13 protein-coding genes are annotated in these 14,990 nt (G+C 69.9%); 5 read left to right on the forward strand and 8 right to left on the reverse strand.

What is annotated here, in order from left to right; genetic code table 11:
• Positions 1-11 precede the first annotated feature (11 nt).
• The 5 genes from rfbA (at position 12) to ACFV4F_RS13295 (ending at position 4,782) form a co-directional block, all read left to right on the forward strand.
• A complete protein-coding gene (gene rfbA, locus ACFV4F_RS13275) occupies positions 12-887 on the forward strand; it encodes a glucose-1-phosphate thymidylyltransferase RfbA (protein ID WP_359962247.1) in 876 nt (291 codons plus the stop codon).
• Positions 884-1,483, forward strand: coding sequence for a dTDP-4-dehydrorhamnose 3,5-epimerase (gene rfbC / locus ACFV4F_RS13280; protein ID WP_380435903.1), 600 nt, complete (start codon positions 884-886; stop codon positions 1,481-1,483). The genes rfbA and rfbC overlap by 4 nt, the downstream gene beginning before the upstream one ends.
• 152 nt (positions 1,484-1,635) lie before the next feature.
• Positions 1,636-2,538 carry a glycosyltransferase family 2 protein gene (locus tag ACFV4F_RS13285; protein WP_380435901.1) on the forward strand — a complete coding sequence of 301 codons (903 nt, stop codon included), beginning with the start codon at positions 1,636-1,638 and terminating at the stop codon, positions 2,536-2,538.
• Positions 2,539-2,564: 26 nt separating this feature from the next.
• The gene (locus ACFV4F_RS13290; RefSeq protein ID WP_380435899.1) at positions 2,565-3,521 is read left to right on the forward strand and encodes an NAD-dependent epimerase/dehydratase family protein; all 957 of its coding nucleotides are present in this window, start codon (positions 2,565-2,567) and stop codon (positions 3,519-3,521) included.
• 154 nt (positions 3,522-3,675) lie between these two features.
• On the forward strand, positions 3,676-4,782 hold the full coding sequence (locus ACFV4F_RS13295) for an acyltransferase family protein (RefSeq protein ID WP_380435897.1): 1,107 nt from the start codon (positions 3,676-3,678) through the stop codon (positions 4,780-4,782).
• Here the strand turns inward: ACFV4F_RS13295 and ACFV4F_RS13300 are convergent.
• The 8 genes from ACFV4F_RS13300 to rpsL all read right to left on the reverse strand — a co-directional run bounded on the left by ACFV4F_RS13300 (position 4,772) and on the right by rpsL (position 14,749).
• Positions 4,772-5,233, reverse strand: coding sequence for a GtrA family protein (locus ACFV4F_RS13300; RefSeq protein WP_380435895.1), 462 nt, complete (start codon positions 5,231-5,233; stop codon positions 4,772-4,774). The two genes, ACFV4F_RS13295 and ACFV4F_RS13300, sit on opposite strands and share 11 nt — an antisense overlap.
• A gap of 29 nt (positions 5,234-5,262) precedes the next feature.
• Positions 5,263-7,692, reverse strand: coding sequence for a hypothetical protein (locus tag ACFV4F_RS13305; protein WP_380435893.1), 2,430 nt, complete (start codon positions 7,690-7,692; stop codon positions 5,263-5,265).
• Positions 7,693-7,776: 84 nt separating this feature from the next.
• The gene (locus ACFV4F_RS13310; protein ID WP_380435891.1) at positions 7,777-8,790 is read right to left on the reverse strand and encodes a glycosyltransferase family 2 protein; all 1,014 of its coding nucleotides are present in this window, start codon (positions 8,788-8,790) and stop codon (positions 7,777-7,779) included.
• A 134-nt stretch (positions 8,791-8,924) separates the two neighbouring features.
• Positions 8,925-10,085, reverse strand: coding sequence for an acyltransferase family protein (locus ACFV4F_RS13315; protein ID WP_380502159.1), 1,161 nt, complete (start codon positions 10,083-10,085; stop codon positions 8,925-8,927).
• Positions 10,086-10,329: 244 nt separating this feature from the next.
• Positions 10,330-11,523: an elongation factor Tu gene (gene tuf / locus ACFV4F_RS13320; protein ID WP_380435887.1), complete on the reverse strand. Its 1,194-nt coding sequence runs from the start codon at positions 11,521-11,523 to the stop codon at positions 10,330-10,332.
• A 236-nt stretch (positions 11,524-11,759) separates the two neighbouring features.
• Positions 11,760-13,865, reverse strand: a complete 2,106-nt coding sequence (fusA, locus tag ACFV4F_RS13325; RefSeq protein ID WP_380435885.1) for an elongation factor G — start codon at positions 13,863-13,865, stop codon at positions 11,760-11,762.
• Between the two features lie 39 nt (positions 13,866-13,904).
• Positions 13,905-14,375 carry a 30S ribosomal protein S7 gene (gene rpsG / locus ACFV4F_RS13330; protein ID WP_148644378.1) on the reverse strand — a complete coding sequence of 157 codons (471 nt, stop codon included), beginning with the start codon at positions 14,373-14,375 and terminating at the stop codon, positions 13,905-13,907.
• 2 nt (positions 14,376-14,377) lie between these two features.
• On the reverse strand, positions 14,378-14,749 hold the full coding sequence (rpsL, locus tag ACFV4F_RS13335; protein ID WP_014144289.1) for a 30S ribosomal protein S12: 372 nt from the start codon (positions 14,747-14,749) through the stop codon (positions 14,378-14,380).
• Positions 14,750-14,990 lie beyond the last annotated feature (241 nt).

A 14,990-nucleotide genomic window follows, 5' to 3' on the forward strand; every position in this document is an offset into this window, starting at 1 on the left:
AGCTGCTCGGCATGCGTGGAATCCTCTTGGCCGGCGGCACCGGCTCCCGACTCTGGCCGCTGACCCGGGCTGTCTCGAAGCAGCTCCTCCCGGTCTTCGACAAGCCGATGATCTACTACCCGCTGTCGACCCTGGTCATGGCGGGGATCAGCGAGATCCTGATCATTACCACCCCCCAGGACCAGGAGCAGTTCCAGCGCCTGCTCGGCGACGGCTCCCAGTTCGGCCTGAAGCTGGAGTACGCCGTCCAGGAGAAGCCCGAGGGCATCGCCCAGGCCTTCGTCCTCGGCGCCGACTTCATCGGCGACGAGCCGGTCGCGCTGATCCTGGGCGACAACATCTTCCACGGCAGCGGCCTCGGCACCCGGCTCGCCCAGCGCACCGACCCCAAGGGCGGCATGGTCTTCGCCTACCCGGTCGCCGACCCGACCGCCTACGGCGTCGTCGAGTTCGACGACAACGGCCAGGTCATCTCCATCGAGGAGAAGCCGGACGCCCCGAAGTCCCGCTACGCCGTGCCCGGCCTCTACTTCTACGACAACCGCGTCGTGGAGATCTCCCGCGGCCTGACCCCGAGCGCCCGCGGCGAGCTGGAGATCACCGCCGTCAACGAGGAGTACCTCAAGCTCGGCGAGCTGCACGTCACCGTCCTCGACCGCGGCACCGCCTGGCTGGACACCGGCACGTTCGTCTCGATGGTCCAGGCCTCGGAGTTCGTCCGGGTCATCGAGGAGCGCCAGGGCTTCAAGATCGGCTGCATCGAGGAGGCCGCCTGGCGGGCCGGCCTGATCGACGCCGAGCAGCTGCGCGAGCTGGCCGAGCCGCTGCGCAAGAGCGGCTACGGCGACTACCTGGTCGCGCTGCTCGACGAGGAGGCGGCCAAGTGAAGTTCCGTGAACTGTCCATCCCCGGCGCCTTCGAGGTCACCCCGCAGCAGCACGGCGACCCGCGCGGCCTGTTCATGGAGTGGTACCGCTTCGACCGCCTGGAGGAGGTCGTCGGCCACCCGCTGCGGCTCGCCCAGGGCAACCTGTCGGTGTCGGCCAAGGACGTCGTGCGCGGCATCCACTTCGCCGACGTCCCGCCCGGCCAGGCCAAGTACGTCAGCTGCGTGCGCGGCGCCGTCCTGGACGTGGTCGTCGACCTGCGGGTGGGCTCCCCCGCCTTCGGGAAGTGGGAGTTCGTCCGCCTCGACGATGCCGAACGCAAGTCCGTCTACATCCCCGAGGGCGTCGGCCACGGCTTCTGCGCGCTGACCGACGACGCCACCCTGTCGTACGTCTGCTCCGAGACGTACAACCCGACCGGCGAGCACGCGGTGCACCCGCTCGACCCGGACCTCGGCATCGAGTGGCCCGCCGACGCCCCCCAGCTGTCGGCCCGCGACGCGGCCGCGCCCACGCTCGCCGAGGCGATCGCGAGCGGCCTTCTGCCTGACTACCGGCAGTGCCTGGCGTACACCGAGGGCCTGCGCACCAACTGAACCGACCGGTGCCCGGACCGGCCGCCCGCAGCGGCCCCGGTCCGGGCATCGCCGTCGGCGGGGGGCCGCGCGGGGCTCAGTATGATGGGCCCGCCGCGGGGTCGTGCTCCCGCCCGCAGGCCCCGAACCCGACCACCGGATGTGCCTCCACCATGACCACTCTGGAAATCCTGCTTCCGTACTACGGCGACGTCGCACTGATGCAGGAGGCGGTCCGCAGCGTCCTGGCCCAGACCGACCCGGACTGGCGGCTGACCGTCGTGGACGACGGCAAGGAGCCCGGGGTCCCGGAGTGGTTCGCGGAGCTCGGCGACCCGCGGGTGCGGTACTTCCGCAACGAGCAGAACCTCGGCGTCACCGGCAACTACCGCAAGTGCCTGGGCATGGCCGAGCACGAGCACATGATGTTCATGGGCACCGACGACGTGATGCTGCCCAACTACGTGGCCACGATCCGCTCGATCCTCGCCCAGCACCCCGGCGTCGCGATGATCCAGCCCGGCGTCCAGGTCATCGGCAGCGACGGCCGGCCGAGCACCTCGCTCGCCGACGAGTCCAAGCGCCGCATCTACGCGCCCAAGGCGCAGGGCCGCGTCCTGATGGACGGCGAGGAGCTCGCCGTCAGCCTGCTCAAGGGCAACTGGCTCTACTTCCCGTCCATCTGCTGGCGCACCGAGGCCGTGCGGACCACCGGCTTCCGCGACAACCTGGAGATCATCCAGGACCTCGCCCTGGTCATCGACCTCCTCCAGGCCGGCGAGCAGATGGTCATCGACGACGTCCGCGCCTTCCAGTACCGCCGGCACGCCGTCAGCATCTCCTCCTCGTCCGCGTTCAGCGGCACCCGCTTCACCGAGGCCCGGCGCTACTTCCTCGACGCCGCCGACCGCCTCGACGCGCAGGGCTGGCCGCGGGCGGCGCGCGCCGCCCGGATCCACCTGTCCGCCCGCATCCACGCCCTCACCCTGGTCCCGGGCGCGATGCGCGCCGGCCAGTGGGACGGTGCGAAGGCCCTGCTGCGCAACGCCACCAGCACGGCCCGCCGTCCCCGCTGACCCACGAACCCCCTGGAGTCCCCGCAATGACCGCTCCGCACACGGCACCGGCCCGGGTGGCCGTCCTCGGTGGCACCGGCTTCATCGGCCGGGTGCTCGGCGCCCGCCTCCTGGCGCAGGGCGCCGAGGTGCTCAGCCTCGCCCGCAAGGCCCCGGCCGAGCCGGCGCCCGGCCGGTTCGTCGCCTTCGACCTCTCCAACGGCGACCCCGCCGAGCTCACCGCGCTGCTCGACCGCGAGCGGATCGACACCGTCGTCAACGCGGCCGGCGGCATGTGGGGCCTGAACGACGAGCAGATGTACCAGGCCAACGTCGTCCTCACCGAGCGGCTGATCGAGGCCGTCGCCGCCATGGCCTCCCCCGCCCGCCTGGTCCACCTCGGCACCGTCCACGAGTACGGCATGGCCCCGGTCGGCACCAGCCAGCGCGAGAGCGACCCGGCCGCCCCGGTCATGGAGTACGGCAAGCTCAAGCTCGCCGCCACCGAGGCCGTCGTGCGCGCCGTCGAGGCCGGCCGGATCTCCGGCGTCGTGCTGCGGCTCGGCAACGTCGTCGGCGCCGGCCAGCCCGGCCACAGCCTGCTCGGCGTCATGGCCGCCAAGCTCGACGCCGCCCGCGCGGCCGGCGAGACCGCGCAGCTCTCGCTGCAGCCGCTCACCGCCCTGCGCGACTTCGTCGACCTCACCGACACCCTCGACGCCGTCCTGCTGGCCGCCGCCGACCGCTCGGCCCCGCCGGTCGTCAACGTCGGCACCGGCTCCGCCTCCACCGCCCGCCACCTGGTCGAGCTCCTGATCGAGGAGAGCGGCGTGCCCACCGAGATCACCGAGGTCCCGGCCCCCGACGGCACCGGCCCGGAGACCGAGTGGCAGCAGCTCGACGTCACCGTCGCCCGCGACAGCCTCGGCTGGACCCCCCGCCGCACCCTGCGCGAGGCCGTCCGCGAGCTGTGGACCGCCCAGAGCACCGCGCCGGTCGCATAACGGCCGACCCGTCGTCCCGCGGCGCCCGGAGCACGGCTCCGGGCGCCGCACCCGCATCCGCGCACGAGGGGGAGCCATCGGAGAGCGTTTCCGGCGCGGGACCTTCGCCGACCTGACCGCCGGCCGGGCGAACGCCTTCGGGGCGCTGCGCCTGGTGCTCGCCGCCACCGTGGTGGTGTCGCACGTCTACCCGCTCGGCTGGGGCCGCCAGGACCCGCTGTGGTCCTGGAGCGGGCAGCAGACCGACCTGGGCAAGAGCGCGGTCCTCGGCTTCTTCGCGATCTCCGGTTTCGTCATCACCGGCAGCGCCCGGCGCCTCGGCACCCTGCGGTTCGTCTGGCACCGCGCCCTGCGGATCGTCCCCGGGCTCTGGGTCTCGCTGCTCCTGTCCGCCGCCGTCCTGATGCCCGTGCTCTACCGGTGGCAGCACGGCACCCTCACCGGCTTCTGGGACCGCTCGGACGGACCGCTCAGCTACGTCACCAGCCTCGGCAGCAGCAGCCCGACCGCGGGCTGGGACGTCTCCGGAGTCATCGCCACGGGCATCCGCGCCGGGACGAACTTCGACGGCAGCCTCAACGGCGCCCTGTGGTCGCTCAAGTACGAGCTCCTGTGCTACCTCCTGGCCGCCCTGCTCGCCCTGGCCGGGCTGCTGCGGCGGCCGGCCGCCGTCCCCGCGCTGGCGCTCGCGCTCTGGGTACTGATCCTCTCCGGCGCCACCGACCTGCCCCCGGACGTGCCCCCGGCCGGCGGACCGGGCGCCACCCTGCCGCTCCTCGGCCGGCTCACCTGGCACCTCGCCGCCGTCCTGGCCTTCACGTTCCTGCTCGGCACCGCCTGCCGGCTCCACGCCGAACGCATACCGGTGGACGACCGCCTCGCCCTGGCCTCCGCCGTGGCGCTGGCCGCCACGCTCCGCTGGGGCGGCTTCGGCGCCCTCGGCCAACCGGCCCTGGTCTACCTGCTGTTCTGGGCCGCGGCCCGGCTCCCCCGCTGGTGCCGGCGCCTCGACGGGATCGGCGACTACTCGTACGGGGTCTACATCTACGGCTTCCCCGTCGAGCAGGCCCTGGCCCTGGTCGGCTGCGCCGCGTACGGCCGGCCAGGCTTCCTGGCCTGCGCGCTCACCGTGACGGGCGTGCTGGCCGCCCTCTCCTGGCACCTCGTCGAGGAACCGGCCACGCGGCTGCGCGGCTGGACGCCCCGGCCGCTGCGCCGCAGCGCCGACCGGGACGGCTCGGCCGCCCGCATCACTTCTTGAAGACCCACACCTTCATCAGCAGGAAGCGGACCACGGTGGCCAGGCCGTTCGCCACGATCAGGCCGCCGACCTCGACGACCTTGGAGGCGTGCGGGGCCGCCACGTCGAGCAGGGCGAGCACGCCGGAGCTCAGCGCGAGCCCGATCACGAACGCGACGGCCCCCTGCAGCTGGTGGCGCAGCGCCCCCTCGCTGCCGGTGATCCCGAAGGTGAACCGCCGGTTGGCGGCGGTGTTGGCGACGGCGCTCACCGCGAGCGCGATCAGGTTGGCGGCCTGGGGGTTGACCACCATCCGGGCCACGACGTACAGCCCGAGGTAGAACAGCGTGCTCAGCACCCCGATGACCAGGAAGGACGGGATCTGGCGGTTGGCCTTGCCGCCGCCGGCGGAGCCCTGCTCCGCGGCGTCCGGCACCGTGGCCGCGTCGGTCGACTCGTTGGTGGAAACCATGTGGGAACCCATGCGATCTGCTTGTCGGGTCAGGAGAGCTCGTACACGGCCACCCGGCCGTTGTCGAAGACGGGGGTGGCGAGGGACTTCAGGAGCGGCGACTCCGGAGCCGGCTTGCGGTCCGCCACCAGGTACCGGACGTGGTACCGGTCCCGCAGCTCCCGGAGGATGTCGGCGGTCGGGTGGTGGATCGCGTCGTCGTTGAACTTGAGCAGCGGCTGGTCCCAGAAGCTGGCGGACTTCTCCGACATCAGCCGCGGCGAGTACGCCCAGCCCTCCACGAGCACCGAGCGCTCGGAGTAGGCACTGAGCCAGAACGAGAGCGAGTTCCAGCAGTTCTGGCCCGGGACCGCCCAGTCGTTCTCGGAGCGGCAGTGGTCGTTGGTGACCAGGACGTCGGTCGGGCGGCTGTGCGCACGCACCCAGCGCGCGGCCTCGACCTGGCCGGCCGGCAGCGGCCAGGCGCCGTCCCAGACGACGTGCTTCGACTGCTGGACGTCGAGCAGCAGCGACGGCGCACCGGCCACGAGCGCGCCCGTGAGGAGCACCAGCCCGCCGCGCCGGCGCAGCCCGGGCAGCGCCCGCCCGGCCGCCCGCCAGAGCAGTCCGACGACGACGGCGACGGCGGCGAGCGCGGCCGCGGCGGCCAGTGCGGGCACCAGCGGGGTGTACGACTTGGTGCCCTTGGCGTCGCCGACCGCCTTGAGCGCGAAGGCCGCCCAGTCCCCCGCGTAGTGGTAGATGCCGTACGTCAGCAGGCCCACGAAGGAGAGCGTGCCGACCGCGAGCGCGGCCTTGCCCCGGGCGGGCAGCGCGGCCCGCTCGAAGACCTCGCAGTAGCCCCAGGCCGACAGCAGCACGCCGAACGGCAGCCCGGCCAGGGTGAAGTAGCTGGCGTTGAAGCCGTTGACCACCAGGTAGACCGCCGGGCCGGCCAGGGCGCCGCCGAGCAGGAACCACTGGGACTGCTCCAGCCGCAGCCGGCGCCGCCAGATCAACGGGACCATGCCCACCAGGCGGAGCTGGTGGTTGAGCAGGAAGGCGATCAGGGTCGCCGCGACGACCACCGCCTGCGTCACCGCGGTCCTGGTGTGCGCGGGGTCGGCCCAGTACTTCTGGACGTTGCCGAAGGGCACGACCTCCAGGCCGTAGCTCTCGAACTTGAACAGCACGGCGGTGGCGAACAGTTGGGCTCCGGCCACGATCGCGCCGAGCCGGACGATCGCCCACGGGATCCGCCGGGTGCCGATGAGCACCATCAGGCCCGCGAAGGCCAGGCCCGCCAGGGTGACGGGCAGTGAGCTCGCCTTGGCCGCGCTGGAGGCCAGCGCGAACAGCGCGACCAGGACGTAGGCGCCCCGGCCGAGCAGCGGCGCCCGGTCCCGCGCGGCACCGCCGGCGTCCCCGTCCGCGTCCTCGTTCGCGTCGCTCGCGTCCTCGTCGCCGCGGCCGCGCAGCACGTCCGCGATCACGCCGATCAGCGCCATCAGCAGCGGCTGGCTGTAGGTCAGCGACAGGCTCGCCCAGGACATCAGCGGCACCAGCGGCGCGCCGAAGGTCCAGTTGGGGGTGTTGTTCGGGTAGACCGCGTTGAACTCGCCGACCGCGAACACCAGCAGCGCCGCGACCGGCCCGGCCCAGGCCCGGCCGGACAGCCGGTGCCCCACCACCGCGGTGATCACCATCGCGAGGGCGACCAGCGCGGGCACCATCAGCCGCATCTGGACCACCGGCAGGTCGATGTGGCCGACCAGGTCGGTCATCGCCATGTGCGCGAAGGTGAACCAGTGGTAGTGCAGCGGCTCCCCCGCCGCCTGCGGGAAGGTCAGCGGGAAGTTGTTCTTCGCGTTGCCGGCCAGCGAGAGCAGGTACGGCAGGTCGATGTACTGCCGGGTGGTCTCGGTGTCCGGGATGATCGGGTTGCGGCTGAGGACGGCCGCGTAGAGGTAGGCGCTCGTGAGGCCGACGATGCCGGCGACGGACCAGTTCCAGCCCGTCGAGGTCCGCCGGTACCCGCGCGGGAACCAGTGCCGCCGCAGCCGCGGCACTGCGAGGAACGGGACCACCACGGCGAGCGGCCACGCCGTGGCGGCCGACTGGAGGCCGAGCCCGACCAGGACCGCCCAGGCCGCCAGCTCCAGCACGAGACCAACGACGGCGCCGAAGGCGAGGTCCTCGACCAGGGTGTGCGGCCGGCGGCGCAGGGCCCGGAACACCAGGGTGCCCGGCAGCAGGACGCCCCAGAGCACGTAGAAGGTGTAGCGCGCGACGTCCGAGACGGAGGTGTCCGAGGCCAGGAGCAGGGCCACCAGCAGGGCGTACGCGGCCAGCGCCGGCAGGAACCGCACCAGTCGCGCGCCGGTGCCGGGCCGGGCGGTGCCGGACACCGACGCGCCGACCCGCCCCTCGGCCGCGGACGGCGTCCCGAGAGCGGGTGCGGTGCTGTCAGTGGTGCCCATCGCGTGTTCTTTCTCCTGCGGGCTCGGCGTCGGGGTCACGGCGGTCGGTGGCGGAGTCCGGTCCGGGCGGGACCGGACTCGCGCTCACGCCACGAACTCGGAGACCTTCGCCGGCTTCGCGCTGCGGCCGTCGGCCGAGTCGTAGCCCACGAAGTAGGCCGGTCGCGCCTGGGCCGCCGAGTAGATCCGGCCGACGTACTCGCCGAGCAGACCCATGCAGATCAGCTGGACGGCGCCGAGGAAGAGCATCCCGATGAACAGCGAGGACCAGCCGGGCACGGTCTTGCCGAGCGCGTACGCGACGGTGGTGTAGACGCCGAGGCCGAAGCAGAGCACGAAGCTCAGCACGCCGAGCCAGGTGGCGAGCCGCAGCGGGGCGGCCGAGAAGTTGGTGATGCTGTCGATGGCCAGGCGGAGCATCTTCGACAGCGGGTAGTGGGTGCTGCCGGCGACCCGCTCCTCGCGCACGTAGACGACCTCGCCGCTCGGGAAGCCCAGCCACGGCACGAGCAGGCGGTAGACCGGCTGGTGCTCGGGCAGCGCCTTCAGGGCCTCGACGGCGGCCCGGCTGAGCAGGCGGAAGTCACCGGCCTGGTTGGGCATCTTCTTGCCGACGAGCTTGCGCATCAGCCAGTAGTAGGCGCCGGCCGTGCGCCGCTTGAACACGGTGTCGGTGCCGCGGTCGCCGCGCACGCCGTAGACGATGTCGAGGTTCTGCTCGCGCGCGAGCGAGAGCATCTCGGGGATCTTCTCCGGCGGGTCCTGCAGGTCGGCGTCGATCGACACGACGTAGTCGCCGAAGGCGCGGTGGATGCCCGCGGTCAGCGCCGCCTGGTGCCCGGAGTTGCGCGCGAAGCGGACGATGCGGAACTCCGGCCAGTCCTGGTGGATCTTCTGCATGAGCGCCGGGGTCGCGTCGGTACTGCCGTCGTCGATGCCGACGACCTCGTAGCTGATGCCGAGGTCGTCGAGGATCGGACGCAGCCGCTCAACGGTCAGGGGCAGCGCCTCCTGCTCGTTGTAGATCGGCATGACGACCGACAACAGCGGCGCCGGCCTGGTGGCCTCCGGCTCTGCCGATACAGCTGCGGTGAACATCAGTTGTCGCCTGTTTCCTTGTGAATGGGGATGTTCGATCAGTGCCGGGGCCCTGGTGACGGCCAGGCTAGCAGCAGGTTTTTACCTCTCGATGAATGCTTCTTGGGCGGAGCATTCATCGAGGGGCCCACCGTTCAGGGGCGGCGGGGGGCAGGTTCGTCCGAGACCTGGCGCAGGGTCGCCATGGACCGGTCCAGGGCCTTCTTGAGGACCTTCGACAGCGGCTTCTCGACCAGCCGGTGGATCAGCCAGGCGGTGACCAGGACCGTGGCCAGCGCCGCGAGCAGGGCCGCCTTGACGCCGAGGCCCCGGGTGAGGAGGAAGTGGATCAGCGTCCAGCCGACCTCCTGGTGGATCAGGTACAGCGGGTAGGTCAGCGCGCCCGCGACGGTCAGCCACTTCCACTGCACCCAGTCGAACCAGCCCAGTGCCGCGCCCAGGACCAGCAGGAACGCCAGCGTGACCGCGGCCGCCATGACGTTCCAGGAGAGCGGGTGGCCGAGGACGTTGACGTACATGTCCTTGATGGAGTTCAGCCTGGTCAGCGCGAGGATCCAGGAGAAGCCGACGATGCCCCAGAGCAGCAGGTTCGACCCGAACTTGTACATGAGGAACATGCCGACACCGGCGATGAAGAACGGCGACTCGTTCGGCATGGCCATCGTGGTCAGCAGCGGTATCCCGGCCTGCGGGGCGAGGACCGCGAAGATGGTCCAGATCCCGCAGAACGCCACCACCTTGCGGTAGGTGAGGCCGGTCGCCACGACGATGGCGAACAGCAGGTAGAACCGCATCTCGACCCAGAGGGTCCAGTACACGCCGTCGACGTGCCGCATCCCGAGCGGGGTCTGCAGCATCGTCAGGTTGCCGAGGATCGTGGTCAGGTTGAGCCCGTCCGCGGCACCGAGCCGGGCGAAGTGCTTGAAGTTGAGCACCACCAGGCTGGTCAGCGCGATGCCGGCCCAGTAGGCCGGGTAGAGCCGGACCACCCGGGAGACGAAGAACTCGCCCGGTCGCTTCCCCCAGCAGCTCATGCAGATCACGAAGCCGCTGATCACGAAGAACAGCTCGACGCCGAGCCAGCCGTACGCCGCCATGCGGTTCACCAGTGGCAGCGCCTGCTTGGGGGTCACCCCCTGCCAGACGCCCGCGATGCCCACGTAGGCCGTCCAGTGGAAGGACATCACGCTGAGGGCGGCGAACAGCCGCATGCCGTCCAGCGCGTAGAGGCGGGGGCGCTTCGGCTTGAGGGTGCCGGATTCGCCGGTCCGGGCCGAGGCACGGCGCCGGAGCAACGAGGGCTTCGTCAGAAGCGGAGCAGAGGTCATTCCGGAGCGCTTTCGGCGAGTGGGGCGAAGAGAGCCACGGTCAGCCTCGCTCTGGCGACGGCTGCGGGTGCCCCAGTCTATCCGGCGTGGAAAGCCCCCACCCACACCGGTGCCCCGGATGCCAGCCGACACGCCGAAGGGCCCCGCACACCCTGGAGTGTGCGGGGCCCTTCGGACTGGCCTGTACGAGGCAGGCAGGTCAGAGCATCAATTACTTGATGATCTTGGTGACCTGGCCGGCGCCGACGGTGCGGCCACCCTCACGGATGGCGAACTTCAGGCCCTCCTCCATGGCGATCGGCTGGATCAGCGCGACCGTCATGCCGGTGTTGTCGCCCGGCATGACCATCTCGGTGCCCTCGGGGAGGGTCACGACGCCGGTCACGTCGGTGGTGCGGAAGTAGAACTGCGGGCGGTAGTTGTTGAAGAACGGGGTGTGGCGGCCACCCTCGTCCTTCGACAGGATGTAGGCCTGGGCCTCGAAGTCGGTGTGCGGGGTAACCGAACCCGGCTTGATGATGACCTGGCCGCGCTCGACGTCCTCGCGCTTGATGCCGCGGAGCAGCAGACCGACGTTCTCACCGGCCTGGCCCTCGTCGAGCAGCTTGCGGAACATCTCGATGCCGGTGACCGTGGTGGTGGTCTTGGTCTCCTTGATGCCGATGATGTCGACAGTCTCGTTGACCTTGAGGATGCCGCGCTCGATGCGGCCGGTGACGACGGTGCCACGACCGGTGATCGTGAAGACGTCCTCGATCGGCATCAGGAACGGCTGGTCCACGGCGCGGGCCGGGGTCGGGATGGCCTCGTCCACGGCGTGCATCAGGCCGAGGAGCTTCTCGCCCCACTCCTTGTCGCCCTCCAGCGCCTTCAGCGCGGAGACGCGGACGACCGGCAGGTCGTCGCCCGGGAACTCGTACTCGGAGAGGAGCTCACGGACCTCGAGCTCGACGAGCTCCAGGATCTCCTCGTCGTCCACCATGTCGGCCTTGTTCAGGGCGACGACGATGTAGGGGACGCCGACCTGGCGGGCCAGGAGGACGTGCTCCTTGGTCTGCGGCATCGGGCCGTCGGTGGCGGCGACCACCAGGATGGCGCCGTCCATCTGGGCGGCACCGGTGATCATGTTCTTGATGTAGTCAGCGTGACCCGGGCAGTCGACGTGGGCGTAGTGACGCGCCTCGGTCTGGTACTCGACGTGCGCGATCGAGATGGTGATACCGCGCTGACGCTCCTCCGGGGCCTTGTCGATCTGGTCGAACGGCGTGAAGGGGTTGATGTCCGGGTACGCGTCGTGCAGCACCTTGGTGATGGCCGCGGTCAGCGTGGTCTTACCGTGGTCGATGTGACCGATGGTGCCGATGTTGACGTGGGGCTTCGTCCGCTCGAACTTCGCCTTCGCCACTGAGTCCTCCTGAGGACAGTTCCTGTACGCCGTGCTGACGTCAGTTGGTCTTTTATCGGGTTGGGTGCGGGATGCCCGAGGACACCTCGTACCGTCCCGCGGGTGGGGGCCGGAGGGGCCCGGGAGAATCCGTCCGGATCCTCCCGGGTCGCCTCCTAATAGCCTAAGGGGTGGCAATCGTCCCGAATGTCGGGACGAACTGCCTCCTCGGGTAAGGGATCGGCTCGCGCCGGTCCTTACTCGCCCTTGGCCTTGGCGATGATGTCGTCCGCCACGTTCTTCGGAACCTCGGCGTACGAGTCGAACTGCATCGAGTAGCTCGCGCGACCAGAGGTCTTGCTGCGCAGATCACCGACGTAGCCGAACATCTCGGAGAGCGGCACCAGCGCCGTGACGACGCGGGCACCGTGACGCTCGTCCATGGACCGGATCTGGCCACGGCGAGAGTTGATGTCACCGATCACGTCGCCCATGTAGTCCTCGGGCGTGGTGACCTCGACGGCCATCATCGGCTCAAGAAGGACCGGCTTGGCCTTCCTGGCGCCTTCCTTGAAGGCCATCGAACCGGCGATCTTGAACGCGAGCTCGGAGGAGTCGACGTCGTGCGACGCACCGTCGAGCAGCGTGACGCGGACACCCTGGAGCGGGTAGCCGGCGAGCACACCGAACTCCATGGCCTCCTGGCAACCGGCGTCGACCGAAGGGATGTACTCCTTCGGCACGCGGCCACCGGTGACCTTGTTCACGAACTCGTAGCCCTCGGCCTGCTCGAGCGGCTCGATCGCGATCTGGATCTTCGCGAACTGGCCCGAACCACCGGTCTGCTTCTTGTGCGTGTAGTCGATGCGCTCGACGGCCGAACGGATCGTCTCGCGGTAGGCGACCTGCGGCTTGCCGACGTTGGCCTCGACCTTGAACTCACGCTTCATGCGGTCGACCAGCACCTCGAGGTGCAGCTCGCCCATGCCCGCGATGATGGTCTGGCCGGTCTCCTCGTCCGTGTTGACCTGGAAGGACGGGTCCTCCTCGGCGAGACGCTGGATGGCGACACCCAGCTTCTCCTGGTCACCCTTGGACTTGGGCTCGATCGCGACGCGGATGACCGGGGCCGGGAAGTCCATGGACTCCAGGATGACCGGGTGCTTCTCGTCGGACAGCGTCTCACCGGTGGTGGTCTGCTTCAGGCCCATGACGGCGACGATGTCGCCGGCGCCCACCGACTCGATCTCCTCACGCTTGTTCGCGTGCATGCGGTAGATCTTGCCGATGCGCTCCTTCTTGCCCTTGACGGCGTTCAGCACCGAGGTGCCGGACTCCAGGCGGCCGGAGTAGATCCGGACGAAGGTGAGCTTGCCCAGGTGCGGGTCGGACATGATCTTGAACGCCAGCGCGGCCAGCGGCTCGTCGTCCGACGCCTTGCGGGAGATCTTGGTGTCCGGGTCGTTGGGCTTGGTGCCCTCGACGGACTCGATGTCCAGCGGCGACGGCAGGTACTTGACGACCGCGTCGAGCAGGGGCTGAACACCCTTGTTCTTGAAGGCGGTACCACAGAAGATCGGGGTGAAGTCCGAGTTCAGGGTGCCCTTGCGGATCGCGGCCTGCAGCAGCTCGACCGGGATCTCCTCGCCCTCGAGGGCGAGCTCCATGATCTCGTCGCTGACGTTGGAGACGGTGTCGATCAGCGTCTCGCGGTACTCGTCCGCCTGCTCCTGCAGCTCGGCCGGGATGTCGACGATGTCGTACATCTCGCCCTTGGCGGCCTCGGCCGACCAGACCAGCGCCTTCATGCGGACAAGGTCGACAACGCCCTTGAAGTCCGCCTCGGCACCGATCGGGAGCTGCATGACCAGCGGGGTGGCGCTGAGGCGCTCCACGATGGTGTCGACGCAGAAGAAGAAGTTCGCGCCCGTGCGGTCCAGCTTGTTGATGAAGCAGATGCGCGGGACGCCGTAGCGGTCAGCCTGCCGCCACACGGTCTCGGACTGGGGCTCGACACCGGCGACACCGTCGAACACCGTCACGGCACCGTCGAGGACGCGCAGCGAACGCTCCACCTCGACGGTGAAGTCGACGTGACCCGGGGTGTCGATGATGTTGATGGTGTTGTCGACGTCGTCGACCGTCCAGTGACAGGTCGTCGCGGCCGACGTGATCGTGATGCCGCGCTCCTGCTCCTGCTCCATCCAGTCCATGGTGGCAGCGCCATCGTGGACCTCACCGATCTTGTACGAGACACCGGTGTAGAACAGGATCCGCTCGGTGGTGGTGGTCTTGCCCGCGTCGATGTGCGCCATGATCCCGATGTTGCGGACCCTGGCGAGGTCAAGGGAGGTTGCAGCCATGGTGGCTCGTTCTCTCTCTGTCTAGTGACGGGGTACGGACTACCAGCGGTAGTGCGCGAAGGCCTTGTTGGACTCGGCCATCTTGTGGGTGTCCTCGCGACGCTTCACGGAAGCGCCCAGGCCGTTGCTGGCGTCGAGGATCTCGTTCATCAGGCGCTCGGTCATGGTCTTCTCGCGACGGGCGCGGGAGTAACCGACCATCCAGCGCAGCGCCAGGGTGCTGGCGCGGCCCGGACGGACCTCGACCGGAACCTGGTAGGTCGCGCCACCGACACGGCGGGACTTGACCTCGAGGGCCGGCTTGACGTTCTCCAGCGCGCGCTTCAGCGCGACGACCGGGTCCGAGCCGGTCTTCTCACGGACGCCCTCGAGGGCGCCGTAGACGATCCGCTCGGCGGTGGAGCGCTTGCCGTGCAGCAGGATCTTGTTGACCAGCTGAGTGACGACCGGGGAGCCGTAAACCGGGTCGATGATGACCGGGCGCTTCGGGGCGGGGCCCTTACGAGGCATTCTTACTTCTCCTTCTTGGCGCCGTAGCGGCTGCGAGCCTGCTTGCGGTTCTTGACACCCTGGGTGTCGAGCGAACCGCGGATGATCTTGTAGCGGACACCAGGAAGGTCCTTCACACGACCACCGCGCACCAGCACGATGGAGTGCTCCTGCAGGTTGTGGCCCTCGCCCGGGATGTAAGCGGTGACCTCGATCCCGCTGGTGAGGCGCACACGGGCGACCTTACGAAGCGCCGAGTTCGGCTTCTTCGGGGTGGTCGTGTACACACGCGTGCAGACCCCACGGCGCTGCGGGGAACCCTTCAGCGCGGGAGTCTTGTTCTTCTCGACCTTGTCCTGCCGGCCCTTTCGGACCAGCTGCTGGATCGTAGGCACCGTTTCTCCGTTTTCTGTGTGCCAAGGCTTGGTGGAACTAACCTGCGGTGTCTCCCTCGCACACGACCCCGTGGTCGACCCACGCGGTCGGGTGTGTTGGGCTTGTTACGACACGGAATCCCATGGCTGATGTACAGCGACGGCGCTCTACGCGCGGAGCGCTGGAGGGCGCTCCGGCTCGGCGCGGCGGCCGGTGTGCATGCACGCACAAGGACCCGGGGACACCCCAGGCACAAGGTCA

It is taken from the genome of Kitasatospora sp. NPDC059722 (assembly GCF_042733235.1).
In the GTDB taxonomy this organism is placed as follows: Bacteria; Actinomycetota; Actinomycetes; order Streptomycetales; family Streptomycetaceae; genus Kitasatospora.